Here is a 24,837-nt window from a genome sequence, read left to right as displayed (position 1 = left end):
CTAGGCGCTCTACGACATGGTTTCAGCTCGCCGGTCAAACCGCCTTCGCGCGATAGGGAACGACTGTTGATGCATGGGACCGCAGCTGAAATCTACTGACCATATGGGCTAGTTCCTCTGTTGCATTCGATAGCGTTCTTGCCGCAGCCGTCGTCTGCTCAACCATCGCGGCGTTTTGCTGCGTGACCCGGTCCATCTGGTCGGCTGCCACGGAAACCTCTCGCAAGCTGTTCGCCTGGTCACGCGCGCCGCTCGCTATCAGATTGATGATCTCACTCATACGATCGATCTGACGAACGATATCGTTGAGCGAACTGCCCGAAGCGCTGACGAGCTTGACACCCGATGAGACCTGCTCTGTCGAGGTTGAGATCAGATTCTTGATCTCCTTCGCGGCAGTGGCAGAGCGCTGTGCGAGTTCGCGAACTTCCTGCGCAACAACGGCAAAGCCCTTCCCGGCCTCTCCAGCCCTTGCGGCTTCCACCCCGGCATTCAGCGCCAGGAGGTTTGTCTGGAAGGCGATATCGTCGATCACACCGATGATGCTTTCGATCTTCTCGGAAGAAGTCTGAATGGCGGTCATTGCATCCACCGCCAGGGCAACAACTTCGCCGCCGCGTTCCGCGTTGTCTTGCGTCGTCGAGGCCGCTTGTTGTGCGCCCTGAGCACTTTCGGCGGTCCCGTTGACGCCTCTGGTAACTTCCCCAAGAGCAGCGACGGTTTCCTCGAGCGATGCCGCCTGCTGTTCTGTACGTCGCGCGAGATCGTCCGAGGCGGCCGAGATCTCGCTCAGCCCCGCGCGGATCGTCGTGACGGCGACGACGACAGAACCTATCGTCTCCTCGAGGCTCTGGACGGACTGGTTGAACTGATCACGGATCATGGTGTAGCGCGCGTCAACCTCGCCGATGCGGGCCGTAAGATCGCCGCGCGACAGCCGCTCTAGACCCGTGCAGATTTTGCCGAAAGCGTCCTGCATGATGTCGGCGTCTTCCAGGCGTCGGCGCTCTTCCGCGAGCCTGTCTGCTTCTGCCGCGAGACGTTGCCTTTCGGCGTTCGCCTCCGCAACCAGCTTGGCGCGTCCGGTTTCCTGAAAAACCCGGAGAGATCGAGCCATGGCTCCCAACTCGTGGCGATGCTCCACGCCTTCGATGACAACCGTCTCGTCGCCGTGCGATAGCCGCTCCATTGTTGTTGCAAGCTTACGAATCGCCGTCGAAATCAGCAGACCGATCCCGTAAGCGAGCGCGAGACCGAGTATGACAATCGCTGTACCGGTGACGATCGTTCCATTCTTGGCCGCGCTGACCGTCGAACTGACAGCGTTGTCCAGTTTATTCTGCTTCTCGGTGATGGCGACCTGCAGGTTCTCGAAGGCCTGTGCAATCTTCGGTGCGAGGACGTCGAGCTGCTTTTCCCGGATGTCGCGGGAGGCGGCGAGCAAATCCTTCACCTCAGTAAGTCTTGACGAATAATTGTTCATCAGGACCAAAGCGCCGTCGACCCGAGTCTTCTGCAGTTCATTCGCTACCGCGGCAGATACCGCCTTATTAAGCGTGACCGCATCCGCAAGTGCGGCTTGCGAGACAGTATAGTCAGAGAGTTCGCCATCTCCGATGAACCTCTCCGAGTAGTAGAGACTTTTGTCCAGCGCCACGAGAACCTGAGTTGCGGCAAACAGGGTCTGCAGATCACTCTGGCGCCAAGCACTGCGCATCACGTCACGCAAGGCAACGCTCGTCCAAGGCCCAAACTCAGTGACTTTGGAGATAACGTCGTTGCGTTTCTGCTGGAGAGCTACAATCTTTTCGAAGGCATCGCTGTAGGCAGCAACGTCGCTACGGATGCCCTTAAGCCCACTCGTCAACTCTTCCGACTTGGCAATACGGTCGTCGTCGACCGAAAATGCCTGGACCCCGGCACGAAAGGCCTCCGCGACTTTGTCCGTCGGTTCTACGTGATAGGCTTCCGACGCCAATTGGATCTTATGCAGTTGCCGAGAGTATTCCGAAATTACCATCGTATCGGCTACGGATGAGCGATAAGATCCAAACATCTCGGCCAGCGAATTCATGCTGCTAATTGACGAGATGCACATAATTGTCAGCAGCAGGATGAGCGGGAGAAAACCAGCAGTAATCTGCGCCCTAATTCCCAATTTTTTCCATGCGGTCATAGCGGTCCCCATTTCACTGACCCTTCGACAAATAGGACTGCAGATTTTCGCGTGTCACCAGCTCGAAGGGCACGTAGTTCTCACGCGGCACCTTCTCGCCCATGGCGAGCTTAAGCGCGACATCGACGGCCATGGCTCCTTGGCCCGCGGCGCTTTGCAAGACAGTGATCTGCATATCGCCGGCTTGCATCGCGGAGAGCGCGTCCTTTGTGGCATCGACGCCGGCGACAACAATGCCGTTGAGCGGGCGCCCGGACGCCCTGATCGCCTTAATGGCTCCGATCGCCATGTCGTCGTTGTTGGCGATGACGGCATCAAAGCGAACGCCGGCTCGAAGCCATTCCTCCATCTGCGCCTCACCGAATTGGGTCGACCAGTAGGCCGCCTGGCGCTCTACGATCCTCATGCCATTGCAGGCGTCAGTCGCGAAGACCTCGTCGATGTCATCTGTCCGCATCCTGGCAGCCGCGTGAAATAGCTGTCCCATCAGGATTACAACGTCACCCTTGCCTTGCAGCCGACGGCATACTTCTCGCGCCTGCAATGTCCCGGATTCCTTTTCATCCGACGCGACCAACGCCTGCGTAGGGGGTAGGTCTGCCTGGTTCGAGGGAAAATTGTTCACGTAGACCAGCGGGATACCTGCGTCTTCGGCGATCTTCGTCATCTGCGGACCCAGATCACCGTCCGAGGGAGCGACGATAATCGCATCGACCTTGTCCGCCACGAATTTCTTGAGGATTTCAATTTCCCGTTCCTTCACGCCATCCGCGGTTTCATGGACGACGTGCAGCCCGGGAATGGACTTACTATGTTCCAGCATTCCCTGGAGGAGAACGGACTTGAAGGTGTCGAGTTTCGAGATCGAAATGCCGATAGTTTCAGCCTGAGCAGAGGATGCCCATAGCGCTGTGGCAAGTAACATGAATGGCGTCGTTTTCATGAAGTAGTCCCCGGTGATTTTCCATTTTCCTGGCCTTGCTCGCCCGCCGATCAGGATTTTGGCGAAAGCCGACCCACGAATTGAACGAAAGCCTGCAGATGGTCGCTGATGAATTTGCGTGTCGCCTCATCGATCACTGTGCCGGCTTCGACATCGACCTTGGTGTTGATGCCGCCGACCATGACTTCGGGCTTGGTGAATACGATCGCATCCAGGAAGACCATAATCTGACGAAGGTGATATTGTGCGCGGGCGCCCGCAATTGGTCCGGGCGAGCCGCTCATAACCGAGACTGGCTTGCCGGCAAAAGGGGTGGACGGCAGGCGCGACAGCCAGTCGAGCGCGTTCTTGAGCACGCCCGGGACGGAATAATTATACTCTGGTGTTACCACGACCACACCATCTGCGGCGGCGATCGCTCCCGCCATGCCGTTGACGGCGTCTGGAAATCCTTCCGCTTGCAAATCGGCGTTGTAGTGAGGAATGTCGCCGACCGAGCCCAGCAACGTGATCGTGACGCCAGCCGGCGCCAGTTCCGGCAGTGCCGTCGCAAGCGCCCGATGGAACGATCCACTGCGCAGGCTGCCCAGAAGCACAACCAGATTCACTGGAGTTTCGCTTGTCATATTGGATTACCTTTCTTCCAAGTAGGTGATGGCGTCGTCCGCACCCAGCAGAGTGGACCAAATCGATTGGTGCCCCGCGATCGGCAAAACCGTTGACGCGGAGCACCACTGGCGCCTTGGGAGGCGAAACATTTTACTCAGAATGCCTCTAGCGCTGTCATAGCGAGAGGATGGCGCGTGCCTCTTTGGTCGTCGCGGGACTGGCGCCGAGATCACGAATCATGTCCACGGCTCGTTCGACCAACTGAGCGTTTCGCTCGGCCAGCACGCCCTTTGACAGATAGATGTTGTCTTCCATGCCTACGCGGACGTGACCACCGAGCAGCCATGACTGCGCAAGCATCGGGAACTCGTTTCGGCCAATGCCAAAGCCTGTCCAGATTGCGCCATCCGGCAGCAGGCTTCGTGCGTAGAGCATGGCTTCGGGGGATGCCTCAAAGCCGTATTTGACCCCGAGGACCAGTGAAAATAGCCCCGGCCCAGTCAAGGTTTGGTCGCGAATAAGGTCGCGCGCCAGATGGCAGTCGCCCGAATCAAAAAGCTCGACCTCCGGCAGGACACCTGCGGCGCGGATGCGCGCGGCCATTATCCGGATGTTGCGTGGAGTGTTGATGACGATCTCGCCGCCCGATACCATCGTGTTGAGATCGAGGGTGCAGATTTCAGGCTTCAGGCATTCCACGTGCTCGACACGACGCTCTGGCGACATCAAGGTCGTGCCGGGCGCGGCAATCTTGGGGTCATCCTCTGAAGGGATAAACCGGCCGCCTGGCCCGGTGGTCAAATTGATGATCAGGTCGGGTCGGTGCTTTCTAATCCTGTGTATCACATCTCGGTAAAGGTCGATCGACATCGACGGGGCCCCGGATTCGGGATCCCGCACATGGATATGAACGATGGCGGCACCTGCCTCCGCGGCCTCTAAGGCGCTGACTGCAATCTGTTCCGGAGTGATCGGCAGAAATGGGGTCTGGTCGGGGCGCGTGAGATTGCCCGTGATTGCACAGGTGACGATCACACGGTCCTGACGAAGGAAAGACATTCCGCAGACCCCGCTTAGTTCTCAAGGAGCTGTATAGCCGCCATCAATCACGAGTTCCGCGCCCGTCATATAGCTGGATTCGTCGCTGGCGAGGAAGAGTGCCCCGTAGGCGATCTCCTCCGGTCGGCCGAGCCGCTTCATTGGCGTGATATCTACGATCGATTGGGTGATACCAGCATCTTGCGCCGCGATCATCGGGGTGCTGATAATCCCTGGATGGATAGAATTGACGCGGATGTTGTCGCCGACATAGGTTAGGGCGGCGTTCTTGCTCATGTGCCGCACAGCCGCTTTCGACGCCGTGTAAGCCGAAACCCCCGCCGCGCCAGCAATACCCCATATCGATGAGGTATTAATGATCGAGCCGCCACCGGACGCTTTCATATGCGGAATGACAACCTTCATTCCATAAAACGGCCCTGTCTGGTTGACGGCGATGACCGTGTGCCAATCCTCTATCGAGATTTCTGCAATTCCATCGTAGGAGTGCACCGTGCCGGCGTTGTTGAAGAGAACATCAATCCGTCTGTCGCTGGCTATGACAGCTCCCACGACCTTTTCCCAACTGGAGAAATCAGTTACGTCGAGGGAATGGGTCGTAATGTTTGCCGCCTCGAAAGCTTCATCAAAACTTAGATCGCACGCGTGAACCTTCGCGCCCTCCTTAGCAAAAAGTTCAGTCGTTGCGCGACCGATACCGCGTGCCGCACCGGTGATGATGCAGACTTTGCCTTCGAGACGCATGTGAACTCCTCCTTTTGCACTCCCTCAACCCGAACTCACTCCCATGAGCCGAATCCAGAATCACTATGAAACCGTTGCTGGCCGGCAAAAAGATCAAATATAGAGAAACATCTTCCCGAAATGTGGGAAGCTCAGCTGGTCCAGTGAGCTTCGTAGTCGCTGTCCTTAAAACTTCGGACAAGGTAATCGATAAACAGCCGAGTCCTTGCCGGAAGATATGCCCTCGTCGGAAAGGCGATGTTCATCGTTAGACGGGGCAGATCCCAATCATCGAGTACGCGCACAAGCCGCCCTGATGATAGGTGCTCGGCGATTATGTACGTAGGCTGCGCCAGGATTCCCAAGCCATCGAGGGCGGCCTTGACGATGATTTGGCCGTCGTTCGAGTTGATCATCCCGTCCACGGGCACGGTCAAAGTTTCACCATTGCGCCTGAACGCGAACTGGTTCCAATTGTCTGCAAGAGTGTAAAGAATAAGGTCGTGGTTCTTGAGTTCGTTCGGATGCGCCGGGACGCCTCGCCGAGCTAGATATTCGGGCGAAGCCGCGAGCAAGCGGCGGGTTTCGGCGAGCCGCCTGATCGTGATTGACGAGTCACTCTCGACGCGCCGTGTGCGGATCGCAACGTCAACGCCATTTTCAATGATGTCGTAATAGCGATTGGACGCAACTACGTCGAAGGTCACCTTGGGATATTCCTTCGTGAATTGCGCGATGATTGGGTTTAAATGAAGAACGCAGAAAGATAGGGATGCACTCACGCGCAGGAGACCAGTCGGATTGAGCGCGACATCGGAGATGTTGATCTCCGCCTCCTTCATACCTTGCAAGAACTCCTTGCTTTGTGCGAAAAACTTTTCTCCTTCCACGGTGAGATACAATTGTCTTGTAGTCCTTTGGATCAGCCTGACTTTCAGCCGCTCCTCCAGCGCGATGAGATGGCGACTTGTTGCAGAGACTGACATGCCCAAAGCCTCGGCCGCCTTACTGACGCTACCGAGCTCTGCGACATGAGTGAAAACCTCAATTTCGTTCCAACGGTCCATGGGTCTTGATTTGCTGCCAGTGGGAAAGTGTTTCTCGATTATCGATCTTTTTCCCATTTGCCTCAAGACTATTATCGCTAAAATGTATCGGCCTGCGTATTGGGGATGGAAGGCCGACATTCGTGGAGGAACCAATGAGAGCAGTGCGCTTGTACGACAAGCATGACGTCCGTGTGGACAAAATTCCCGAGCCCACCGAGATCGGCCACGGACAGGTTCTGGTCGGCCCAACCTTTTGTGGGATCTGCGGAACGGACCTGCACGAATACGAAAGCGGTCCGATCTTCACTCCCAAGGTTCCCAATTCCTATAGCGGCGCGGTCCTCCCGCAGATCCTTGGGCACGAATTTGCGGCTAAAGTGGTGGCTGTCGGGGAGGGTGTTGAAAGCGTCAAGCCGGGCGATCGTGTGTCGATCCAGCCCCAAATCGGACCGCGCTACGATTACTTCGGTCGTCGCAATCTTTCTTTCCTTGGGCCTAAGGCATCAGTTGTCGGTTTGAGTTGGCCTTGGGGCGGCATGGCGGAGCGAGCGATCGTCAACGAATATAATACGGTGCGCATGCCAGATTATATCACGGATCAGCAGGGCGCCCTGATCGAGCCGGCGGCCGTGGCGGTGCACGCTATCGACCGAGCCGGAGTTCAGCCGGGAAGCAGCATTCTAATCACCGGTGCCGGGCCTATCGGCGCCTTGATGGTATTGGCGGCTCGTGCGGCGGGGGCGACCCGAATCTTTGTCAGCGAACCGAATGCCAATCGACAAAAACGGCTGAGCCAGATTTCATCTGAAGCAATCCTGCTCGACCCGACAACGGACGGATTTTTCGACGAGATTAAGAGCAACACTGAAGAAGGTGTCGGCGTCGACGTCGCTATCGAATGCGCCGGCAATCCAAGAGCACTCAATTCGTGCATCCAAGCGGTCCGAGCACAGGGCACTGTGGTTCAGGTCGGGCTTATGGGAGTGAAGGTGGAGATCGATCCCTTCGATTTGACGATGCGCGACATCACCCTCCGCGGCTCGCTCAATTATCCGCTCACCATATGGCCGCGGATCTTTGAAATGATGCGGACTGGCCTCTTTCCGGCTGAAAAGATCGTCGATGACGAAATCCCCATGGAAGATGTCGTGGAGAGGGGCTTCAAAAGGCTCCTCGACCCTGCTGGCGGAAAGATGAAGATCCTCGTCTCGGCAAAGAGCCACTGATTGGATCCCCTGCGGCATCCTTAAGCGCGCGACGAACGACAAACCGGTAAAGCCGGGGCACGCCCATCGCCAAATTTGATCAAAGTCTCCAACACTTTTCGACCTCGAACTTTCCCGCCTAGCGGCTGCGTTCACTGACAGCCGCATTTTTTTTGCCAAGAAATCACCCGATCTTCTCGAAAGGCGGGAAAGACCTTCCCGAGACCAACTCTTTTTCCCGGCCGTGCAAGTCGTATGGTGGATCAACTCGCGTGGAGGCTCGAGGAGTGGAGAAGGCCCTCAGACCAAGAACTATCGCGCGAGTGCTCAGGTCGAGCCGTATTGATATCAGGTCAAAGCGGGAGGGGCCAGTGTGGCGCTATCATGAAGCCCACCGCTCGTGGCATTTTTAAAGGATTATCCATGATCAAGCACATCGTGATGTGGAACGTGCGCGGGGAGGATTCGGAGCAGAAGCTCGCGGCCGCCACGGATGTCAAGGCGCGCTTCGAAGGCTTGGTCGGCCAGATTCCCGGCTTGCGCAGCCTGGAAGTCGGTATCGATGTCAGCCACGTTTCCTATGCATGTGACGTCGTGCTCTACTCGGAATTCGAAGATGAAGCGGCACTCGCTGCCTATGCCGAGCATCCGGCTCACCTGGAAGTCCGCAAGCAACTCGATGGTGTCCGCACTGCACGTTTCCAAGTCGACTATCCTGTTGAGTGACGAAGCTTTGGGAGGAGCGCATGTCGGAAAGATCTGAGATAACTGCAAACACGATTCTGAACCTTCGTCGTCCGCGAAAGACCTACCTTGGCCATGTCGCAATCAAGAGCATCGATTCTGAGCTAAGGGCTGGCGAAATCCACGTCCTTTGTGGCGAGAATGGCGCCGGCAGGAGCAGATTGGTCAAAGTTCCGGGTGGCCTTGTCGCTCCGACCGAAGGCGATATCGACGTCAACGGCATTCTATTGCGGTCGGGGGAGAAGGCGGATCAGCCGCGAATTTCGAGCGGTCGCCAACACCATTCGGTCACCCCGGATCTCTTGGTTTCGAGTATTGTTCTGATTGGCGCCCGGGTGAGCGGTGGGTTTTTGCGGCGCGCCCGTCATGCAGAGACAATACGCCGTCAACTTGACGAGAGCGGGTTAGCGCATATCGATCTGAATGAACCCGCACGAAAAGTGAGCGTTGCCAAGCTCGCGAAGATCACCCGTGGCGTTGTCCGAAGCAGGCAAGATCAAGGTCCTCTAAGCACAGGCGGACAACATGCAGGCCGGTGTGATTGTCGCGCCCCAGCGCGCAAACATCGACCCGTCCAAGCTGGTGTTGGGCGGTTCTAACTGCAGCATAGAAGGCGTGACCGCCATGAGGCGTGCAGCCAGTACGGGAGTGAGTTGCGGTCGCCAATTGACGAGGGTGAGCATGCTGCCAAGGCAGTTGCAGACTTCCTTGACGGGAAAAGCGGACGAGAAGACGCGGTTCCAAGAAGTCATAACGAAGGCAATTGCTCCGCAGCGGCTGGCAAGAAGTCATTCAACGCGGTGGTAGCAAGTTAGGATAGTTGCCACAGACATTACGGAGGAAGCGCATGCGTTTCGTAGTCCACTGTATCGATCATAAGGATGGCCTTCCGAGGAGGCTCGCCAACTATGATGCACACAAAGCTTATCTCGGAGCGCCCGGCGCAGTGAGCACGGTCATCTCCGGGCCCCTGGTCGCAGAGGACGGCGAGACAATGATCGGCTCGATGTTCATTTTCGAAGCCGAAAAGAAGAAGGACGTTGTCGACTTCAACGCAAACGACCCGTTCAGCAAAGCGAACGTTTGGGCTGAAGTCCAAATCCACCCGTTCCTTATGAGGGTGGACAATCGCACGTAGACCTCGGTCTACGCACATCCAAATCCCAATCTACGGAAGTCGAATATGCTGTCTTTTACTTACAACGGTCAACCGGCTCGAGTGATCTTCGGATCAGGCACCCTGGCACAGCTCCCGTCCGAAGTTGAACGGCTCGGTCTGAACAAAGTCCTGGTTCTGGCAACCCCTCCTCAGGAGGAGGATGCGAAGCGACTGGCTCAGCTTATCGGCGATCGTTGTGCTGGGATCTTTGCAGGTGCCGCCATGCACACGCCGGTTTCAGTTACCGAGACAGCCTTACGGATCGTTAAGGACAAAAACATCGACGGCTTGATTGCGGTCGGTGGTGGCTCAACAACCGGTTTGGCGAAAGCCCTGGCCTTGAGAACCGATCTCCCGCAGATTGTTGCACCGACGACCTATGCGGGATCGGAAATGACGCCAATCCTCGGTGAGACCAAGGACGGCAACAAGGTCACTCAAAGCAGCCCAAAAATCCTTCCGGAGGTCGTCATCTACGATGTTGACCTGACGATGACACTGCCTGCCGGCATGTCAGGAACGAGCGGCATGAACGCGATCGCGCATGCCGTCGAGGCGCTGTATGCGAAAGAAGCCAATCCGATTATCACGATGATGGCTCTTGAAGCGATCGGGGCACTTTACGAAGCGCTTCCGGTCATCGTCGATGATCCAACCAATCGAGACGCTCGCGCCCAAGCTCTTTATGGCGCGTGGCTATGTGGCATTTGCCTGGGTTCAGTTGGAATGTCGCTTCATCATAAATTGTGTCACACCATCGGTGGGACTTTTGACCTTCCCCATGCTGAAACCCATACAATAATTCTGCCCCATGCCCTGGCCTACAACGCGCCAGCCATACCGGACGTGATGAAGAGCCTGTCGCAACGGCTCAACACTGACGACCCCGCGCGCGCACTGTTCGATCTTGCAGGACGCATCGGTGCAAAGAGGGCCCTTAGGGACCTCGGCATGCCGGAATCCGGCATCGAGACGGTCGCCGACAAAGCTCTGACTAACCCATATTGGAATCCCCAGCCGCTGGTGCGGGCCCCCCTGCATGCCCTGATCAGCCGTGCCTATGCAGGCGACGCCCCGCAAGTGGATGGCGCGTAAGATAATAGTCAGGAGGAAACTATGCCCGAGGATCGGCACGTAACAGCAAAGCGTCCCAAATACCCGTATTTCACGGAGGAGAACTCCGTCGATGTGGTCAACGCCCGGATGGGAACGGACATCGATCCGCGCCTGCGCGAGGTCATGGGAACTATCGTGAAGCATCTTCATGCTGCGGTGAAGGAAATTGAGCCGACCCACGAGGAATGGTTGACGGCGATCAAGTTCCTTACGGCGGTTGGCCAAATGTGCACCGACTGGCGACAGGAATATATCTTGCTTTCGGACATTCTCGGTGTGTCGATGCTGGTGGATTCGATCAACCATCGGCGACCCAACGGCGCGACAGAAAATACGATCCTCGGACCCTTCTACGTCCCCGAAGCGCCTCGCTACGCACCAGGAACCAACATCTGCCTGGATGGAAAGGGCGAGCCGCTCGTCGTCAAGGGCAGGGTCCTCGACACGAACGGACAGCCGGTCGAGGGTGCGCTCGTCGATGTTTGGCAGACGAACGACGACGGCTTCTATGACGTTCAGCAAAAGGGCGTTCAGCCGGACTGGAACCTTCGAGGAGTGTTCACGACCGACAAGAACGGCGAATACTGGTTTCGATCGTCTAAGCCACGCTTCTATCCGATCCCGGATGACGGCCCCGTGGGCAAGCTCCTTGGCGCAATGGGCCGGCACCCGAACCGGGCTGCGCATATTCATTTCATCGTGAGCGCCGAAGGCTACGACCCGGTCATTACTCACATTTTCTCACCGGATTGTCAGTACCTCGATCAGGACGCCGTCTTTGGCGTCAAAGACTCGCTCATCGCGGAGTTCCAAAAGGTGACGGACGCTGACAGGGTTCGGGAAATGCAGTTCACCGCGCCTTACTGGTCGGTGAACTGGGATTTCGTTCTCGCCACCAAGAAGCATGGAGACAACGAGGTGGGGCAGCCATGACGTCACCGGTCGTCCAGTTCTCCCTTCCCGAGATGGTTGTCGTGACCGGGGCGTCGTCCGGCCTCGGACACGAACTGTCGCGCCTTCTGCTCGCCAACGGAGTTGCGACCGTTGGCGTCGATGTAGCCGAGGCCCAGCCTGATCTGGCCGCAGCTTCCCGCTATCACCATGTAACCGGCGACGTCGGGGCCGAAGCGACCTGGGACAGGGTCGTCGACTATCTGCACCATGCTTACGTTCCCTCACTCGGTCTCGTCACGTCGGCAGCAATCCTTGATGTGGGCGATGTCACGGAGGCGACGCCTCAAATCTTGGACCGCGCGATGCACGTCAACATCGTCGGCACAGTCTTGGCGATGAAGGCGCTGCTTCCGTTGATGGTCGAAAAGAAGAACGGCGCGATCGTTGCCGTCGCAAGCGTGAACGCGACCCTCGCCGAGCAACAACTCGCAATCTACAACGCAACCAAGGCAGCCGTGCGTCAACTGGCACGCACGGTGGCAGTCGACCACGCCCGCGATGGTGTCCGTACCAATGTACTAAGCCCGGGCCCCATGCTCGCTGGCCTGTTCAAGCGCCACCTCGAGTCAGCCAATGATAGTGCGCAGTTTCTGGCGTCCCGTTCCGCTCGACAGCCGGAAGGAAGGATCCTTGAAGCCGCGGAAGTCGCACAGGCCGCACTTTTTCTGCTGTCGAGCGGCGCGACTGCCCTGCGCGGGGCCGAGATCATTGCAGATGGCGGCCTTACGACGAGCTTCGATTTCCGGACCGGCGCGGAAGGTGCGTCGGTCTGACAAGGCCAAAACAATTTGACATTTGGAGGAGATGATATGGAAACGGGTCTCAAGGGAAAAGTGGTATTCATTACCGGGGCGGCCGAAGGCATCGGTCGCGCGACCGCGCTTGCGTTCGCCAAGGAGGGGGCAACGGTTGGACTGCTCGATCTGAATGAAGGTCAGCTTCAGGAGGTCGCCTCTGAGATAGCCAAAGCCGGGGGCCAGGCGAAAACCGCCAAGGCGGACTTGTCGACTAGTCACGGGGTAACAGCCGGCCTCGATACGCTTCTTAGAGAGACGGGCGGCGTGGTCGACGTCCTGGTGAACAATGTTGGCTCCGGGGCGATCCGGACCTTTGAGCAGTTGATCGACGAAGAATGGGACAAGACTTTCCAGCTTAACTTCATGAGCTATGTCCGAGCCACCCGACATCTGCTGCCGATCCTGCGCGAGCGCAAAGGAAATATCGTCAACAACGGGTCGGACCTTGCCCGTCAGCCTGAACCTGTTCCGATCGACTACTCGGCGTCCAAGGCGGCAGTGCTGGCCTTGACCAAAGGCCTCGCCCGGGCGGAAGGTGCTACGGTCCGCGTCAACGCGGTAGCCCCCGGTCCGATCTGGACTCCATTCTGGACGAAGCCCGGCGGCTTTGCTGAGACGATGGGCAAACACTACAACATGGAACCGCAGGCTGCGGTCGAACACGAAATGAAGCTTCGCCAGCTTCCGCTCGCGCGGCTCGGCAATGCTGAGGAAGTCGCCAACGTGATCGTGTTCTTGGCCTCGGACCTGGCGTCCTTTGTGACCTCAGCGGTCTGGGGGGTCGACGGCGGAAGTATCCGCTCGATCTAGCGACCACAGCTGCAATTTTGAATTCCGCTGCTCTTGTCGGCTGGCGGACCAATGTCGCGCCAATACAACTCGGGTCGAGGGATCGATCCGGGACGCTCGCGCGTAGCTGCCGATAGGTCGGCGTGGCGGCGTAGCCGCTGTCGGTAGAGTTTTGGGAAACCCTTTGAGTACCGATAGCGCCTTTATAAAGCACACAAAAACAATATCTTGGTGCCAACGACTATCAGGCGGTGCAGCGGTCGGTAAATCGAAAAAAGAGGAGATTGCTCGATGAATAAACAGGTACCCGATTTGCTTGCGTCATATTTCACGCTTGCAGGCGACATCTATCCCTTCGGGCCAACAGAGATCAGCCCAATTCCGTTTCGCGACCGTGTGGAAGCGGCTGCCAAGGCGGGCTGGAAAGGCGTTGGCCTGATCCATGCCGATGTCAAAGCGACAGCGGAGAAAATTGGCTATGCGGAGATGCGCAAGATCGTCGACGGTGAAGGGATCAAGCATCTGGAGATCGAATTTCTCGGCGACTGGTATAAGGATGGGGCGGCTCGCCTGGCTTCTGACACAATGCGCCGCGAACTCTTCCAGATGGCTGAAGAGCTGAAGATCCGTGACATCAAGATCGCCCCGGGTCTTGGCGCCGACCTATACAATCCGACCAAGGAAGAAATGACGCCGGACGTCCCGCGGATGGCAGAAGCCTTTGCTCAGTTAAGCCGCGAGGCGGCTGAGCACGGAACGGGCATCGCGCTCGAAATCATGCCCTTTAGTAACGTCCGCACCTTGGAAGTCGCCCTCGCGATCGTCGAGCAGGCGGATCAACCTAACTGTGGCCTGCTGATTGACATCTGGCACATGGCCCGCGGCGGAATCTCCTATGACGAGGTCGCGAAGATTCCGTCGAGGTATGTAAGCTCGATCGAGCTGGATGACGCCGATCAGGAGATTGTCGGGCAACTGTGGGAGGATACGATCTACCGGCGCAAGCTACCCGGCGAGGGTGTGCTCAATCCGCCGGCGTTCATCGATGCAGTTCGGAAAATTGGCTACCAGGGTCCATGGGGAGTCGAGATTCTTTCGGAGACGCTTCGCAAGTTGCCGGTCGATGAAATGGCACGGCGCGCCTACGCTGCGACAGCAGCGCAATTTGCCTAATACACTTTGATCCGGGGCGCACGTTAGCGCCCCGATCGTTAACAAGGTTTCGCAAACGGCTGCGGCGGTCTGCGAAAGACGGCGGAGCGCCGCCGGCTACGACCGATCTCGCGAATAGCGATGTACCGAAGTTTACCGGCTTAACAGCAACTCCTAACTCGTTTCCCCTCGAAGAGAGCGACGATGGAAGACGGCCTCTTGAGCATATTCATGCAGAGAATGAACGAGATTCTCTGCGAGCAATGTTTCCGCTTCTATTTGGTTGGAACGTTGCCTGAGGCTCCGCGGCCCATGGTCGACAACGACGTTATCGCGGCTTACTGTTCCGGGTTTAAGCGGACAAACTCCAACACTGACCTGTTGAACGACTTGGTCGGAATTTTCGCTAAGTCGGTGCTTCCCATTGTCGGAGGTCGTGTCCTCTTTGACGACCGTACGATCAACCCGAACTCGCACATCACAAATTTGCTGAGGGACGTCGTGGCATTCACTTTTCACGACATTGGAAGAATACAGTACGTCGTCGCCTACGGGCTCGGTAGCGCGCGGACCTTCACGGTCGACGAGATCGGCCGACTGCATCACAGATCCGTAAAGGCTGTTGAGGTTTTCTCAGGCAAGCCGCCACGGCGATCCTCCGTTCATCTTTCCACACGCGAGATCGAATGCCTCCGTTGGTCGGCAGCAGGAAAGAGCAGTGAGGAGATCGCCATAATACTCAACTTGTCGCCGCATACGATAAACACGTACCTGCAAACATCGGCCCGTAAGCTCGACACTTCCAACAGAACACACGCCGTCGCTAAAGCCTGCCGACTTGGACTAATCTGAAGCTGGCTTGCAAGGAATGGGCAAGATAGATGGCCGATTCCACACAGGATAAGCGCAAAGACGCGTCCTCAGCACGCGGCCTAGGCATCCCAGGAAATTTCGAACAGGTCGGCCTGCTGGCCACCAGCTAAGAAGGAGACTGTTACGTGTCTAGAAACGCTTCGGCAGCGATGTCATAGCTCCGGCAGCGAGCCTCGGGGTCGTAAATCCTCGAATCAATCATCAATTCGTCGGCGGAAGTCATTTCGGCAAATTCTCGCAGCCATCGCCGAACCACATCGAGCGTGCCCACTGCGGAGCATGCAAGTTCTTGATCGAGCCCCATGCGTTGGATTTCGGACAGTTGTTTCATGTAACCCTCGACCGGCTTAGGGAGCAATCCCGGCCGGCCGGCGTGTAGATTTGCAACCCATTGCTGATGGGAGGAAGCAACATATTCCGCTTCCTGCTGTGTTGGCGCTGCGAATACGCAGACACCCGCCATAACATAAGGTGCGCCGAGATGACGCGAGGGGCGGAAATGTTCGCGATAGGCGGAGATGGCCTGCACGAGAAAACGGGGGGCGAAGTGCGAGGCAAACGCGAATGGCAGCCCCAGTTCGGCGGCAAGTCTTGCGCCGTATAGGCCCGAGCCCAAAATCCATATCGGCGTACCATGGATGCCCGGTATTCCGCGTGCAGGCTGATTTTGGCTGTCGTCTAAATAGTCGATAACCGCAATCACGTCATCGGAAAACTCCCGAGGGCCCGGATTGTGCCCCCGGATCGCCAGAACCGTCTCGTGGTCCGAACCCGGGGCTCGTCCGAGGCCGAGATCAATGCGACCCGGATAGAGAGTTTCCAGCGTGGCAAACTGTTCAGCAACGATCAACGGTGCATGGTTCGGCAGCATGATTCCGCCTGAACCAACGCGAATGCTCGAGGTTCCCGCCGCCAAGTGGGACATGATTATGGTCGTTGCAGCAGATCCAATGCCTGGCATATTATGGTGCTCGGCAACCCAATACCTTGAGTAACCCGCGGCCTCCGCACGTCTGGCGAACTGGAGTGCCTCATCGAGGGAATGTCCGAGGCTCTTTTGCTCACCAATCATGATGAGGTCGAGTATCGATAGTGCTGTCATGTGTCCTACCTGGCCACCTGCACGAGACCTTATGTCCAGAGCTCGGGGCTCTCGCAGTGGCTATATCTTCGATTGAACTGGTCTGATTACCTCCTGCGTTTACCTGCGGGGATACGCGCTGATAAGTCGTTGTGTTGGAACCGTTGAGTGTCCCGCACGGCTACTATTTCTAATGAACGTTGTAGGCGCAGATTGGAATTTGTGCTTGGTGACAGCGCTTAGTCGAGACGCCCTGTGCCAGCAACTTCGACCAGTCTGTCGACGACATGCCTGATCTTCGGACTGAGATGCGATGTACGCGGCCAAAGGGCGTGAACATCCACGTAGCATCGAGAAAACTCCTCGAGTACCGGGACAAGTTCCCCGCGCTCGAGATGGGGCCGAATAATCGACATCGGCAACTGGCATATACCGAAGCCCGCGATTGCCGAGTCTACGATCGCGTCGCCATCACCGAGTTCAAATGTTGCTGGAGGCTGAATTCTTTCTTTTGTTCCTTCGATTTCCACCCACCAGCTGAGGGGTCGCCCTCGTCGATAGCCCACTATGCACGAGTGCTCGCGTAAATGGTGAACACTCGCGGGCGCGCCATTTTTCTCGACATATGCCGGTGATGCACACGTCACCAATCGATGGGATGTTAGCTTACGGGCTATGAGCCCGTCACAATCATCAAGATCACCAAACCGGATAACCAGATCCACTCCTTCTGTGATTGGATCGATGACGTGGTCGGAAAACGTCATCGTCAATTGCAGACGAGGATAGGGGCGCGCAATTTCGAGCAGGATGGGAAGCATGATCCTTCGGCCAAAGGACACTGGCATGTCGACGTGCAAACGCCCCGTCAGATTGTGTCGACTTGTGGTCAGGGCAGCCTCGACACCCAGGATTTCATCAAGTGCACTGGCGCAAGTCGCGAAATACGATTCCCCATCTTCCGTCAGCGCGATGCGTCTAGTGGTTCGGTTAAACAACTGCATGCCAAGGCGATCTTCGAGCCTAGAGATATTTTTTCCGACCGCCGATTTGGTCACACCGAGCTTTTCTGCAGCTGCGGTGAAACTTCCTGCCTTAGCAGCAGTGACAAAGGCGACGACACCACCGAGGTGATCAAACTCAGACATTAGCAGCCTCTCACGGTCAATCGGTAGATCTCTGGGAAACTAATGTGCCATTTTGTTGAGTTCTGTCAACCAGAAGACGTCTATTGAGAGTTGCTACCGTGGTTCGGCCGAATCTCGCCAGCGAAAGTCTCCCAATTCTCTCCGCAAACGGGAGATTTTTTCCCAATTCAGAGTTTCCTGGAGGTGGGAGCGGCAAGATTGAGGCCTTAAGTAGCCGCAGAGGCCGAAATTTCTCGTTAAACGTCGCCCGCAATCGAGACTATCCCGGCGAGGGCAAATCTCTTGCCCAAAGGAATGAGTTCACGAATGGGGATCCCGCTTCTAATGTTTTTTGCAACCCAAGATCTGCCTTTCGGTGACATGGATCTCCCTCCTTCGAACCGGCAGTTGGCGATAGCTGGTAACAACGGATTCGAGGACGTATTTAATCAGGCCTTACGTCATGAAAAGCTCCGCTGCCCGCTCGCCAAGACTCACTACGGAGCAACACCTTTGCCTGACGTGGTTGTCAAACGGCACAAGCCTTTGCGAAATCGCTGCAATTGAAGGATGGACGACTGCGGATGTCCGGCGCCATCTCCGCATGGTCTTGAGACTGCTTGGCGCGCGGACGTCAACTCACGGCATTTCGCGAGCCCAGGAACTTTGCCTGATTTAATGGCAGTTGGCCCACTGCCATTAAAAAAATGCTCTAACAGCCGGCTACTTGCAGCCTCTAAACTCGCTCCAATGCGACTGCGATGCCCTGGCCAACACCGATGCACATAGTGGCAAGCGCGTAGCGCCCTTTCCGAAGCGAGAGTTCAAGCGCTGCCGTGCCAGAGATTCGGGCACCCGACATGCCGAGGGGATGTCCGAGAGCAATGGCGCCGCCATTGATGTTCACACGTGCGTCGTCGTCGGAGATTCCAAGGTCACGCAACGTGGCGAGACCCTGCGAGGCGAAAGCTTCATTCAACTCGATCACGTCGAACTGATCCTGTGTCATGCCGAGGCGTGTCATCAACCTCTTTGAGGCTGGAGCCGGGCCGAACCCCATAATACGCGGCGCGACACCGGCGGTGGCACCACCAATGACACGCGCGATCGGAGTAAGCCCGTACTTCTTCGCCGCCGCTTCTGAAGCGATTATAAGCGCGGCAGCCCCGTCATTGACACCGGACGCGTTGCCGGCCGTTACCGTGCCGCCCTCGATCTTGTTCACCGGCTTGAGTTTGGCAAGCGCCTCCAGGCTGGTTGCGCGCGGATGTTCATCCCTGCTCACAACAATCGAATCGCCCTTGCGCTGCGGCACGATGACCGGCGTGATCTCCTTCTGGAAACGACCGTTTTCCTGCGCCGCCGCAGCCTTGGCCTGGCTGCGGACCGCGAACGCGTCCTGATCCTCACGAGAGACTTTGAAGTCGATAGCGACATTGTCGCCCGTTTCCGGCATGGAATCGACGCCATACTGCTTCTTCATCAGTGGATTGACGAAGCGCCATCCGATAGTGGTGTCGTAGATTTCGGCATTTCGGGAGAAGGCGCTCTCGGCCTTCGGGATGACGAAAGGGGCGCGGCTCATGCTTTCTACCCCACCAGCAATCATCAGTTCCGTCTCGCCCGACTTGATCGCCCGGGCGGCGGTGATGACAGCGTCCATCCCGGAGCCGCAAAGGCGGTTCATCGTGGTGCCAGTTACCGAGACAGGCAACCCGGCCAGAAGAAGCGACATGCGGGCAACGTTGCGGTTATCTTCGCCCGCCTGGTTGGCGCAGCCGTAGATCACGTCGCCCACGGCTTCCCAGTCGACGGAAGCATTCCGTTCCATCAGGGCCTTGAGCGGGATTGCGCCAAGGTCGTCGGCGCGAACCGTCGAGAGCGCGCCGCCGAAGCGGCCAATCGGCGTGCGGATGTAGTCGCAGATGAATGCTTCAGTCATGGGATCCTCCTCAGAGCGCCGGTACGACGAGATCGGTGACCGGACCTTCGATGTGAAGCTTAGCGCCGGTCATGGCCTGCAATTCCTCGAGCGTCATGCCCGCCAGCTTTTCGCGCAGCAGGAAATGCCCATCTTTGATGTCGATGACAGCATGGCTCGTATAAACGCGGGTGATGCAAGCCACGCCCGTCAGCGGGAACGTGCACTTCTCGACCAGCTTTGGTTCGCCGTTCTTGGTCACGTGCTCGGTTATCACCGATACCTGCTTTGCACCGTGGACAAGATCCATGGCACCGCCGACTGCCGGCACACCTTTTGTGCCGACACGCCAGTTGGCGAGGTCCCCGTTCTGGGCGACCTGCAGCGCACCGAGGATCGCGACGTCGAGATGGCCGCCGCGCACCATGGCGAAACTATCGGCGTGATGGAAGAAGGCTGCACCCGGCTTCAATGTCACGGCCTTCTTGCCGGCGTTGATGAGATCCCAGTCTTCCTCACCTTCCTTTGGTGCCTCACCGAAATTCAGGATGCCGTTCTCGGTGTGGAAGATTGCCTGCCGACCGGGCGGCTGGTAGCGCGCCACCATTTCGGGAAAGCCAATACCCAGGTTCACGTAGGCGCCGTCGACGATGTCCTGCGCCGCCCGCCAGGCGATCTGAGTGTTGGAAAGTTTGATGTCTTCTCGGGTGTTCACGCTCATGCCTTAACTCCCTCATATGCCGGAGCATAAGCTGCGCCTGCCCGGATGAGTTCTTCTTCCTGCTGCGGGTTTGACACCTGAACTACGCGGTCGACAAAGATGCCGGGCGTCACAACCTGTTCCGGATCAATCTCGCCGGCCTGCACGATCTTGGAGACCTGCACGATCGTTTGGGCTGCCGCCATGCACATCAGCGGGTTAAAGTTACGGGCCGCCCTGTTGTAAGTGAGGTTGCCGTAGGTATCGCCGACATGCGCCTTGACGATGGCGAAATCCGCCTTCAGCCAACGCTCCTGTACATAGTGGCGGCCGTCGAATTCTGCGATCGGCTTTCCTGCGGCGAGTTCGGTGCCATAAGCGGTCGGGGTATAGAAGGCTGGGATGCCGGCGCCGCCAGCGCGGATGCGCTCCGCGAGAGTACCTTGTGGCACCAGTTCCAACTCGATCTCGCCAGCTAGATATTTATCGGTGAATGCGCGTGGATCGGACGATTTGGGGAAGGAGCAGATCATCTTTCTGACCATCCCGGCATCAATCATAGCGGCGATGCCGATGCGACCGTTGCCGGCATTGTTGTTGATGACCGTGAGGTTCTTCGGGCCGCTGTCGATCAGCGCGTGAATGAGCTCAATCGGTGCCCCCGATCCGCCAAAGCCGCCGATCATGACGGTTGAACCGTCACGGATCTCGGCGACCGCCTCATTTAAACCTCCGGCAGTTTTGTCCATCGCGTTTTACCTCCCACCAAGGATTGGGTGTCTGTCGACCGGTTTGTAAATCAACAGACCCATGGACGGCAATCATTTTGTGCGGTATATGAAATTTGTACGATTATCGCACAATAGAGGGCTGCCATATGGAGATCAAGGAACGCGACGTTATGGGTGGGCTCGCAAAGGGTCTGAAAGTCATCGAGGCATTTAGCCTCGAGAAGCCGCGCCTATCCATTTCAGATGCCTCGGCGGTGACGGGCCTTGACAGAGCAACAGCAAGGCGCTGCCTGCTCACCCTGTCTGCGGCCGGTTATGCGGCTTACGACGGCAAGTTCTTCAGCCTGACCCCGCGCGTGCTGCGCCTCGGAACCGGATGCCTTGCGACAATGCCGCTGCCCCGGATCGTCCAACCCTTTCTGGACCAATTGTCGGAGAGCATTGATCAGAGCTCGTCGGTCTCGATACTCGATGAGACCGAGATCGTTTATGTGGCTCGAGCGGCGCAACGCCGCGTGATGTCCATTTCCCTGATGCCGGGCTCCCGTTTGCCAGCCTACTGCACATCGATGGGGCGCGTACTGCTGGCCGCGCTACCTGATAATGAAGCGCGCCGGCTGCTCGAAGCTTCACCGCGGACACAGCGAACTGAAAGGACAATCACCGACATTTCGGCGCTCATGGCGGAGATCGTGGCGACGCGCGAGCGCGGCTATGCATCGATCGACCAGGAGGTCGAGTTGGGATTGAGATCTGTGGCGGTCCCTTTGCTAAACTCGCGCGGGCGCACTGTCGCCGCTTTGAACGTCGGGCTCGCGGCAACTGCCGAGGGAATGGAGACCGTGATCAGTCGATACATTCCGTCACTCGTGTCGGCGCGAGAGGAACTGAAAGGTATGCTTCCATGAATCACGTTTGGATGGTCTAGCGGGATCCCCCATTCAACGCCTTTTGCTATGCGTTTTCGCATATCGAAAAACGACTTTCGCGGAAGTGACTGGCACGCGTGGCCACAGTACATCGGAGTAGCATGTCATTCGTGAATAGCTCAGCCTGACGTCTTACCCTGGGCGCAGCATCACAATGTACTGGATCACGCTCTGTCGCCCGATCTGCAACTGCGGCACTGAGGGACCGTGACTGACATAACAATTTGGAGAAGAGGCACATGAAGAAGAAAAGTTTGCCGAAGTATCCTTCTGTGAATAGGCGCTGGCTGCTGCGACTTTCCCTAGCCAGCACGGCCGCTTTGGCTAGCGGTGCCCTCAAGGCTCAAGAACCTCTAGAGGCAACTCCGTCCTGTGGTGGGGCGCCAACGCCGGACCAATCATCCGGCCCCTACTACGTTCCGAGATCGCCCCTAAAAAGAGACTTCAGATCGGATGCTCAGGGTCAAAGCATTGCGCTTGTTGGGCGGGTCGTTGATACCAATTGTCGGCCGCTGAGCAATGTAACCATTGATATGTGGCAGGCCAACGCGCGTGGGGAATACGATAACGTCGGCTTCAAAATGAGGGGACACCAGATAACGAACGCTAGCGGCCTGTATCACTTCGATACAATCATGCCAGGCCGTTACCCTGGGCGAACCCCGCACTTTCACGTCATGCTGTTGCGAGGTGGGCATCGGCTTCTTGTCACCCAGCTGTATTTTCCAAATGAAGCCGGCAATACAAAGGATCCGCTGTTCGACAGTAGACTGCTTGTCCGGTACCAGAGAAACGGTGGCCAGCGAGCAGGCAGATTTGATTTTGTTTTGAACGTCTAAGAGTCGGATTCGAATAAACTCAATGGCAGCGATTCCTTGTAAGGCGTCCATTAACGAAGCGAATGCGGGTCATTATTCACTCATCGCTCAATGCGATTGATTTCCTAAAGTCCTTCGCCACTCAGCCACGCGAACCGGCGCGGCAGAACCCCAAGACCCCTTGCCTTTTTGATTGAACAGACGGCGCGCTAGTTGCTCCAGAATGAAAGTTCACTGGCATCAGGTTCGTTCGATCGTTGAGCTGGCGATGCCGGCTCGGTGACCTAAACGCCCGAGGAAGCGTCGTTTTTCGGAATTGCTTTCAGCCGAGGCGTTAGGAAGTCCGAGAGAGCCCGAATTCGGGGAACGTGCCTGAGATCGCGGTGGATCAGTAGAAATATATCGATGTTCCCTGGCTGCCTTGGCGCTTGCAGCCGCACCACATCGGAACTGCAAAACGTACAGTCGAGCATCAGGGCGATGCCCATGCCATTTTTCACAGCCTCGGCCATGACCGAGCGACTGTTAGAACGCAAAGCGATCTTCGCGTTCCGAGTTAATTCGCTAAACCACGCAAATTCAGGACGGGCCGTCAGGTCCTCCTCCGGAAGCAGAACGCGATGGTCGGCCGCAGCCTCGGACCAATCCGGTTGGCCATGCTGCTCCAGATATCTCGCGCTGGCATAAATGCCGTAGGTTAGCGTCCCAGCCTTGCGCGCAACGAGATTGCCTTCGGCCGGCCGAGACAACCTCAAAGCCATATCCGCCTCCCGGCGATTGAGATTGCTGTTTACCGCATCGACATTTAGCTCAACGCTGATACCGGGATAGATTCGCTGAAAATCCATGAGGATTGGAACCAATACACGGGTTCCCAAGGTCTCTGTCGTGGTCAGACGGATACTACCTTCCAGTCGTACATCTCTTCCGCTAACGATCCGCTCTATTGTGAGCGTTTCATTTTCGATGCGCTCGACGTTCTCCAAAACTGCTTGGCCCGCAGCGGTCACGACGAAACCTTGTGGGGTCTTTTCCAGCAGCCGAACACCAAGCCGCTGCTCCATCGCCACAAGTCGTCTTCCCATCGTCGACTGCTCGACGCGCAATGAACGCGCGGCCGCAGAAAGCGTGCCGTGTCGTGCGACCATTAAAAACGTCCTGAGGTCATCCCATTCCATGCCGATCTCCGTCGCCTGTGCGTTTTCGCATAACATACAGGCACTCATGGGGAAGTGACCAGAGCGCATCGTTGAAGTAGCCATTTGAGACTGATTTTCTCACCGAGGCCTCGACGCAAATGCCCGAGACGGCATCCCTTTTCGATAACCCGCTGATCGTAGCCGTCCTGCTGGGGCTCGCGATCGGAGTTGTCGCTGGCCTGGTCGGTCGTGCGGCGCCCATTGTGGCGCGGCTAGCGCCATTGGGCGGCTTCGGCGCCGCCTATATTCACGCCTATGGCGGGATACCTGGATTTCCGCCGGCGGGTTCGTCAGCAAAGGTGTTCTATGCTGTCGGCATCTTGGCCTTTCTCGGAGCACTCTGTGATTATATGCCGCGGGTCAAACGGCTCGCTGTCCCGATGGCTGCGTTGATGCCGCTCGCCCTCATCGTCTGGATCGGGTTCTTTCGTTTCGCCAAGGGCGGCAGCTTTGAACTCTATGCATTTACGATTGCCGCGTCGCTTCTGGGTGCCGCGGTTCTCTACCATCTGAAGCGGATCGACCGTACTCCCCCAGAGTATAACGGCGGACCGATCGTCGCTGTTGCAGTTCTGCTTGCGCTCTCGGTCGGTTTTGCCCCGATTGCGCTCGTTAGCGGATCGTCGACGGGACTCGGACTGATGGCGGGGCTTGCCTCCGCAGTCGCGGCCGTGGGCTTCGTCTGGCTGGTCCTGCCGGGCGCTGGCCTTGGCTGGACCGGGGTCTTCACAGGTGTTGGGGCAGTGCTCGCGGTTTGCACAAGCGCGGCTCTCGTCAACGGCAAGATGGATTACCTCGCATTGCTTTTCCTGCTGCCTGCGGCGGTCTCGGGCCAGGTATTCGGGAAATATCTGCTGTCATGGACAGTGCTTCCTCCTCGGCTACGTCAGGTCGCAACCTCAATGCTCGTCGTCCCTCCTGTCATCATTTCGATCGCTATCACCTACTTGCGTCACGGCGATAGCTTCCATCCCTAAATTTCC

At 57.3% G+C, this 24,837-nt stretch carries 25 protein-coding genes; 13 read left to right on the top strand and 12 right to left on the bottom strand.

Annotation, left to right across the window (positions count from 1 at the left end; all coding sequences use genetic code 11):
- Nucleotides 1–34: 34 nt before the first annotated feature.
- The 6 genes from M1D43_RS31150 to M1D43_RS31125 all read right to left on the bottom strand — a co-directional run bounded on the left by M1D43_RS31150 (nucleotide 35) and on the right by M1D43_RS31125 (nucleotide 6,577).
- On the bottom strand, nucleotides 35–2,176 hold the full coding sequence (locus M1D43_RS31150) for a methyl-accepting chemotaxis protein (RefSeq protein WP_498814828.1): 2,142 nt from the start codon (nucleotides 2,174–2,176) through the stop codon (nucleotides 35–37).
- Nucleotides 2,177–2,189: 13 nt separating this feature from the next.
- Nucleotides 2,190–3,119: a substrate-binding domain-containing protein gene (locus tag M1D43_RS31145; protein WP_498814827.1), complete on the bottom strand. Its 930-nt coding sequence runs from the start codon at nucleotides 3,117–3,119 to the stop codon at nucleotides 2,190–2,192.
- A gap of 50 nt (nucleotides 3,120–3,169) precedes the next feature.
- A complete protein-coding gene (locus tag M1D43_RS31140; protein WP_498814826.1) occupies nucleotides 3,170–3,745 on the bottom strand; it encodes an NADPH-dependent FMN reductase in 576 nt (191 codons plus the stop codon).
- 157 nt (nucleotides 3,746–3,902) lie between these two features.
- Nucleotides 3,903–4,787 carry a beta-keto acid cleavage family enzyme gene (locus M1D43_RS31135; RefSeq protein ID WP_498814825.1) on the bottom strand — a complete coding sequence of 295 codons (885 nt, stop codon included), beginning with the start codon at nucleotides 4,785–4,787 and terminating at the stop codon, nucleotides 3,903–3,905.
- Between the two features lie 21 nt (nucleotides 4,788–4,808).
- Nucleotides 4,809–5,531 carry an SDR family NAD(P)-dependent oxidoreductase gene (locus M1D43_RS31130; protein WP_498814824.1) on the bottom strand — a complete coding sequence of 241 codons (723 nt, stop codon included), beginning with the start codon at nucleotides 5,529–5,531 and terminating at the stop codon, nucleotides 4,809–4,811.
- Nucleotides 5,532–5,662: 131 nt separating this feature from the next.
- Nucleotides 5,663–6,577 carry a LysR family transcriptional regulator gene (locus M1D43_RS31125; protein ID WP_498814823.1) on the bottom strand — a complete coding sequence of 305 codons (915 nt, stop codon included), beginning with the start codon at nucleotides 6,575–6,577 and terminating at the stop codon, nucleotides 5,663–5,665.
- A 134-nt stretch (nucleotides 6,578–6,711) separates the two neighbouring features.
- On the opposite strand from M1D43_RS31125, the gene M1D43_RS31120 reads away from it, so the two are divergent.
- The 10 genes from M1D43_RS31120 to M1D43_RS31075 all read left to right on the top strand — a co-directional run bounded on the left by M1D43_RS31120 (nucleotide 6,712) and on the right by M1D43_RS31075 (nucleotide 15,327).
- Nucleotides 6,712–7,785: a 2,3-butanediol dehydrogenase gene (locus M1D43_RS31120; RefSeq protein ID WP_498814822.1), complete on the top strand. Its 1,074-nt coding sequence runs from the start codon at nucleotides 6,712–6,714 to the stop codon at nucleotides 7,783–7,785.
- 402 nt (nucleotides 7,786–8,187) lie between these two features.
- Nucleotides 8,188–8,490: a Dabb family protein gene (locus M1D43_RS31115; protein WP_498815049.1), complete on the top strand. Its 303-nt coding sequence runs from the start codon at nucleotides 8,188–8,190 to the stop codon at nucleotides 8,488–8,490.
- 20 nt (nucleotides 8,491–8,510) lie between these two features.
- On the top strand, nucleotides 8,511–9,107 hold the full coding sequence (locus tag M1D43_RS31110) for an ATP-binding cassette domain-containing protein (protein WP_498814821.1): 597 nt from the start codon (nucleotides 8,511–8,513) through the stop codon (nucleotides 9,105–9,107).
- Nucleotides 9,108–9,355: 248 nt separating this feature from the next.
- The gene (locus tag M1D43_RS31105; protein ID WP_498814820.1) at nucleotides 9,356–9,646 is read left to right on the top strand and encodes a YciI family protein; all 291 of its coding nucleotides are present in this window, start codon (nucleotides 9,356–9,358) and stop codon (nucleotides 9,644–9,646) included.
- Nucleotides 9,647–9,691: 45 nt separating this feature from the next.
- Entirely contained in the window at nucleotides 9,692–10,762 is a 1,071-nt protein-coding gene (locus M1D43_RS31100; RefSeq protein WP_498814819.1) for a maleylacetate reductase, read from the top strand.
- Nucleotides 10,763–10,783: 21 nt separating this feature from the next.
- A complete protein-coding gene (locus M1D43_RS31095) occupies nucleotides 10,784–11,716 on the top strand; it encodes an intradiol ring-cleavage dioxygenase (RefSeq protein WP_498815046.1) in 933 nt (310 codons plus the stop codon).
- On the top strand, nucleotides 11,713–12,510 hold the full coding sequence (locus M1D43_RS31090) for an SDR family NAD(P)-dependent oxidoreductase (RefSeq protein ID WP_498815044.1): 798 nt from the start codon (nucleotides 11,713–11,715) through the stop codon (nucleotides 12,508–12,510). Before M1D43_RS31095 ends, M1D43_RS31090 begins: the two co-directional genes overlap by 4 nt.
- Nucleotides 12,511–12,546: 36 nt before the next feature.
- Nucleotides 12,547–13,344 carry an SDR family NAD(P)-dependent oxidoreductase gene (locus tag M1D43_RS31085; protein WP_498815043.1) on the top strand — a complete coding sequence of 266 codons (798 nt, stop codon included), beginning with the start codon at nucleotides 12,547–12,549 and terminating at the stop codon, nucleotides 13,342–13,344.
- A 270-nt stretch (nucleotides 13,345–13,614) separates the two neighbouring features.
- Nucleotides 13,615–14,496 carry a sugar phosphate isomerase/epimerase family protein gene (locus tag M1D43_RS31080; protein ID WP_498815042.1) on the top strand — a complete coding sequence of 294 codons (882 nt, stop codon included), beginning with the start codon at nucleotides 13,615–13,617 and terminating at the stop codon, nucleotides 14,494–14,496.
- Nucleotides 14,497–14,679: 183 nt separating this feature from the next.
- Nucleotides 14,680–15,327 carry a helix-turn-helix transcriptional regulator gene (locus M1D43_RS31075; RefSeq protein ID WP_498815041.1) on the top strand — a complete coding sequence of 216 codons (648 nt, stop codon included), beginning with the start codon at nucleotides 14,680–14,682 and terminating at the stop codon, nucleotides 15,325–15,327.
- Nucleotides 15,328–15,469: 142 nt separating this feature from the next.
- Here the strand turns inward: M1D43_RS31075 and M1D43_RS31070 are convergent, their stop codons facing one another.
- The 5 genes from M1D43_RS31070 to M1D43_RS31050 form a co-directional block, all read right to left on the bottom strand.
- Nucleotides 15,470–16,450, bottom strand: a complete 981-nt coding sequence (locus tag M1D43_RS31070; protein WP_498815040.1) for an LLM class flavin-dependent oxidoreductase — start codon at nucleotides 16,448–16,450, stop codon at nucleotides 15,470–15,472.
- Between the two features lie 218 nt (nucleotides 16,451–16,668).
- On the bottom strand, nucleotides 16,669–17,577 hold the full coding sequence (locus tag M1D43_RS31065) for a LysR family transcriptional regulator (RefSeq protein WP_498815038.1): 909 nt from the start codon (nucleotides 17,575–17,577) through the stop codon (nucleotides 16,669–16,671).
- Between the two features lie 715 nt (nucleotides 17,578–18,292).
- Entirely contained in the window at nucleotides 18,293–19,498 is a 1,206-nt protein-coding gene (gene pcaF, locus M1D43_RS31060; protein ID WP_498815037.1) for a 3-oxoadipyl-CoA thiolase, read from the bottom strand.
- A 10-nt stretch (nucleotides 19,499–19,508) separates the two neighbouring features.
- On the bottom strand, nucleotides 19,509–20,198 hold the full coding sequence (locus M1D43_RS31055) for a CoA transferase subunit B (protein ID WP_498815036.1): 690 nt from the start codon (nucleotides 20,196–20,198) through the stop codon (nucleotides 19,509–19,511).
- Nucleotides 20,195–20,926: a 3-oxoacid CoA-transferase subunit A gene (locus M1D43_RS31050; RefSeq protein ID WP_498815035.1), complete on the bottom strand. Its 732-nt coding sequence runs from the start codon at nucleotides 20,924–20,926 to the stop codon at nucleotides 20,195–20,197. The genes M1D43_RS31055 and M1D43_RS31050 overlap by 4 nt, the downstream gene beginning before the upstream one ends.
- Nucleotides 20,927–21,054: 128 nt before the next feature.
- Between M1D43_RS31050 and M1D43_RS31045 the strand changes: the two genes are divergently transcribed.
- Nucleotides 21,055–21,816, top strand: a complete 762-nt coding sequence (locus M1D43_RS31045; RefSeq protein WP_498815034.1) for an IclR family transcriptional regulator domain-containing protein — start codon at nucleotides 21,055–21,057, stop codon at nucleotides 21,814–21,816.
- A 260-nt stretch (nucleotides 21,817–22,076) separates the two neighbouring features.
- Entirely contained in the window at nucleotides 22,077–22,676 is a 600-nt protein-coding gene (locus M1D43_RS31040) for a dioxygenase family protein (RefSeq protein ID WP_498815033.1), read from the top strand.
- A 263-nt stretch (nucleotides 22,677–22,939) separates the two neighbouring features.
- Here the strand turns inward: M1D43_RS31040 and M1D43_RS31035 are convergent, their stop codons facing one another.
- On the bottom strand, nucleotides 22,940–23,833 hold the full coding sequence (locus M1D43_RS31035) for a LysR family transcriptional regulator (RefSeq protein WP_498815032.1): 894 nt from the start codon (nucleotides 23,831–23,833) through the stop codon (nucleotides 22,940–22,942).
- 119 nt (nucleotides 23,834–23,952) lie between these two features.
- Between M1D43_RS31035 and M1D43_RS31030 the strand changes: the two genes are divergently transcribed.
- Complete coding sequence (locus M1D43_RS31030) at nucleotides 23,953–24,831, top strand: hypothetical protein (protein ID WP_498815030.1); 879 nt, start codon at nucleotides 23,953–23,955, stop codon at nucleotides 24,829–24,831.
- Nucleotides 24,832–24,837 lie beyond the last annotated feature (6 nt).

The organism is Ensifer sp. R1-3, assembly GCF_056739175.1.
The sequence above is the reverse complement of the archived record's forward strand: the minus strand, read 5'-3'. Positions and strand labels throughout refer to the sequence as shown.

What these genes read in the sequence shown, in the direction of transcription:
- M1D43_RS31090 (WP_498815044.1), top strand. Translation starts at nt 11,713, where the DNA reads ATGACGTCACCGGTCGTCCAGTTCTCCCTTCCCGAGATGGTTGTCGTG.
- M1D43_RS31110 (WP_498814821.1), top strand. Translation starts at nt 8,511, where the DNA reads ATGTCGGAAAGATCTGAGATAACTGCAAACACGATTCTGAACCTTCGT.
- M1D43_RS31065 (WP_498815038.1), bottom strand. Translation starts at nt 17,577, where the DNA reads ATGTCTGAGTTTGATCACCTCGGTGGTGTCGTCGCCTTTGTCACTGCT.
- M1D43_RS31130 (WP_498814824.1), bottom strand. Translation starts at nt 5,531, where the DNA reads ATGCGTCTCGAAGGCAAAGTCTGCATCATCACCGGTGCGGCACGCGGT.
- M1D43_RS31080 (WP_498815042.1), top strand. Translation starts at nt 13,615, where the DNA reads ATGAATAAACAGGTACCCGATTTGCTTGCGTCATATTTCACGCTTGCA.
- M1D43_RS31100 (WP_498814819.1), top strand. Translation starts at nt 9,692, where the DNA reads ATGCTGTCTTTTACTTACAACGGTCAACCGGCTCGAGTGATCTTCGGA.
- M1D43_RS31030 (WP_498815030.1), top strand. Translation starts at nt 23,953, where the DNA reads ATGCCCGAGACGGCATCCCTTTTCGATAACCCGCTGATCGTAGCCGTC.
- M1D43_RS31045 (WP_498815034.1), top strand. Translation starts at nt 21,055, where the DNA reads ATGGAGATCAAGGAACGCGACGTTATGGGTGGGCTCGCAAAGGGTCTG.
- M1D43_RS31040 (WP_498815033.1), top strand. Translation starts at nt 22,077, where the DNA reads ATGAAGAAGAAAAGTTTGCCGAAGTATCCTTCTGTGAATAGGCGCTGG.
- M1D43_RS31125 (WP_498814823.1), bottom strand. Translation starts at nt 6,577, where the DNA reads ATGGACCGTTGGAACGAAATTGAGGTTTTCACTCATGTCGCAGAGCTC.
- M1D43_RS31140 (WP_498814826.1), bottom strand. Translation starts at nt 3,745, where the DNA reads ATGACAAGCGAAACTCCAGTGAATCTGGTTGTGCTTCTGGGCAGCCTG.
- M1D43_RS31150 (WP_498814828.1), bottom strand. Translation starts at nt 2,176, where the DNA reads ATGACCGCATGGAAAAAATTGGGAATTAGGGCGCAGATTACTGCTGGT.
- M1D43_RS31120 (WP_498814822.1), top strand. Translation starts at nt 6,712, where the DNA reads ATGAGAGCAGTGCGCTTGTACGACAAGCATGACGTCCGTGTGGACAAA.
- M1D43_RS31095 (WP_498815046.1), top strand. Translation starts at nt 10,784, where the DNA reads ATGCCCGAGGATCGGCACGTAACAGCAAAGCGTCCCAAATACCCGTAT.
- pcaF (WP_498815037.1), bottom strand. Translation starts at nt 19,498, where the DNA reads ATGACTGAAGCATTCATCTGCGACTACATCCGCACGCCGATTGGCCGC.
- M1D43_RS31085 (WP_498815043.1), top strand. Translation starts at nt 12,547, where the DNA reads ATGGAAACGGGTCTCAAGGGAAAAGTGGTATTCATTACCGGGGCGGCC.
- M1D43_RS31055 (WP_498815036.1), bottom strand. Translation starts at nt 20,198, where the DNA reads ATGAGCGTGAACACCCGAGAAGACATCAAACTTTCCAACACTCAGATC.
- M1D43_RS31050 (WP_498815035.1), bottom strand. Translation starts at nt 20,926, where the DNA reads ATGGACAAAACTGCCGGAGGTTTAAATGAGGCGGTCGCCGAGATCCGT.
- M1D43_RS31145 (WP_498814827.1), bottom strand. Translation starts at nt 3,119, where the DNA reads ATGAAAACGACGCCATTCATGTTACTTGCCACAGCGCTATGGGCATCC.
- M1D43_RS31115 (WP_498815049.1), top strand. Translation starts at nt 8,188, where the DNA reads ATGATCAAGCACATCGTGATGTGGAACGTGCGCGGGGAGGATTCGGAG.
- M1D43_RS31105 (WP_498814820.1), top strand. Translation starts at nt 9,356, where the DNA reads ATGCGTTTCGTAGTCCACTGTATCGATCATAAGGATGGCCTTCCGAGG.
- M1D43_RS31075 (WP_498815041.1), top strand. Translation starts at nt 14,680, where the DNA reads ATGGAAGACGGCCTCTTGAGCATATTCATGCAGAGAATGAACGAGATT.
- M1D43_RS31035 (WP_498815032.1), bottom strand. Translation starts at nt 23,833, where the DNA reads ATGGAATGGGATGACCTCAGGACGTTTTTAATGGTCGCACGACACGGC.
- M1D43_RS31070 (WP_498815040.1), bottom strand. Translation starts at nt 16,450, where the DNA reads ATGACAGCACTATCGATACTCGACCTCATCATGATTGGTGAGCAAAAG.
- M1D43_RS31135 (WP_498814825.1), bottom strand. Translation starts at nt 4,787, where the DNA reads ATGTCTTTCCTTCGTCAGGACCGTGTGATCGTCACCTGTGCAATCACG.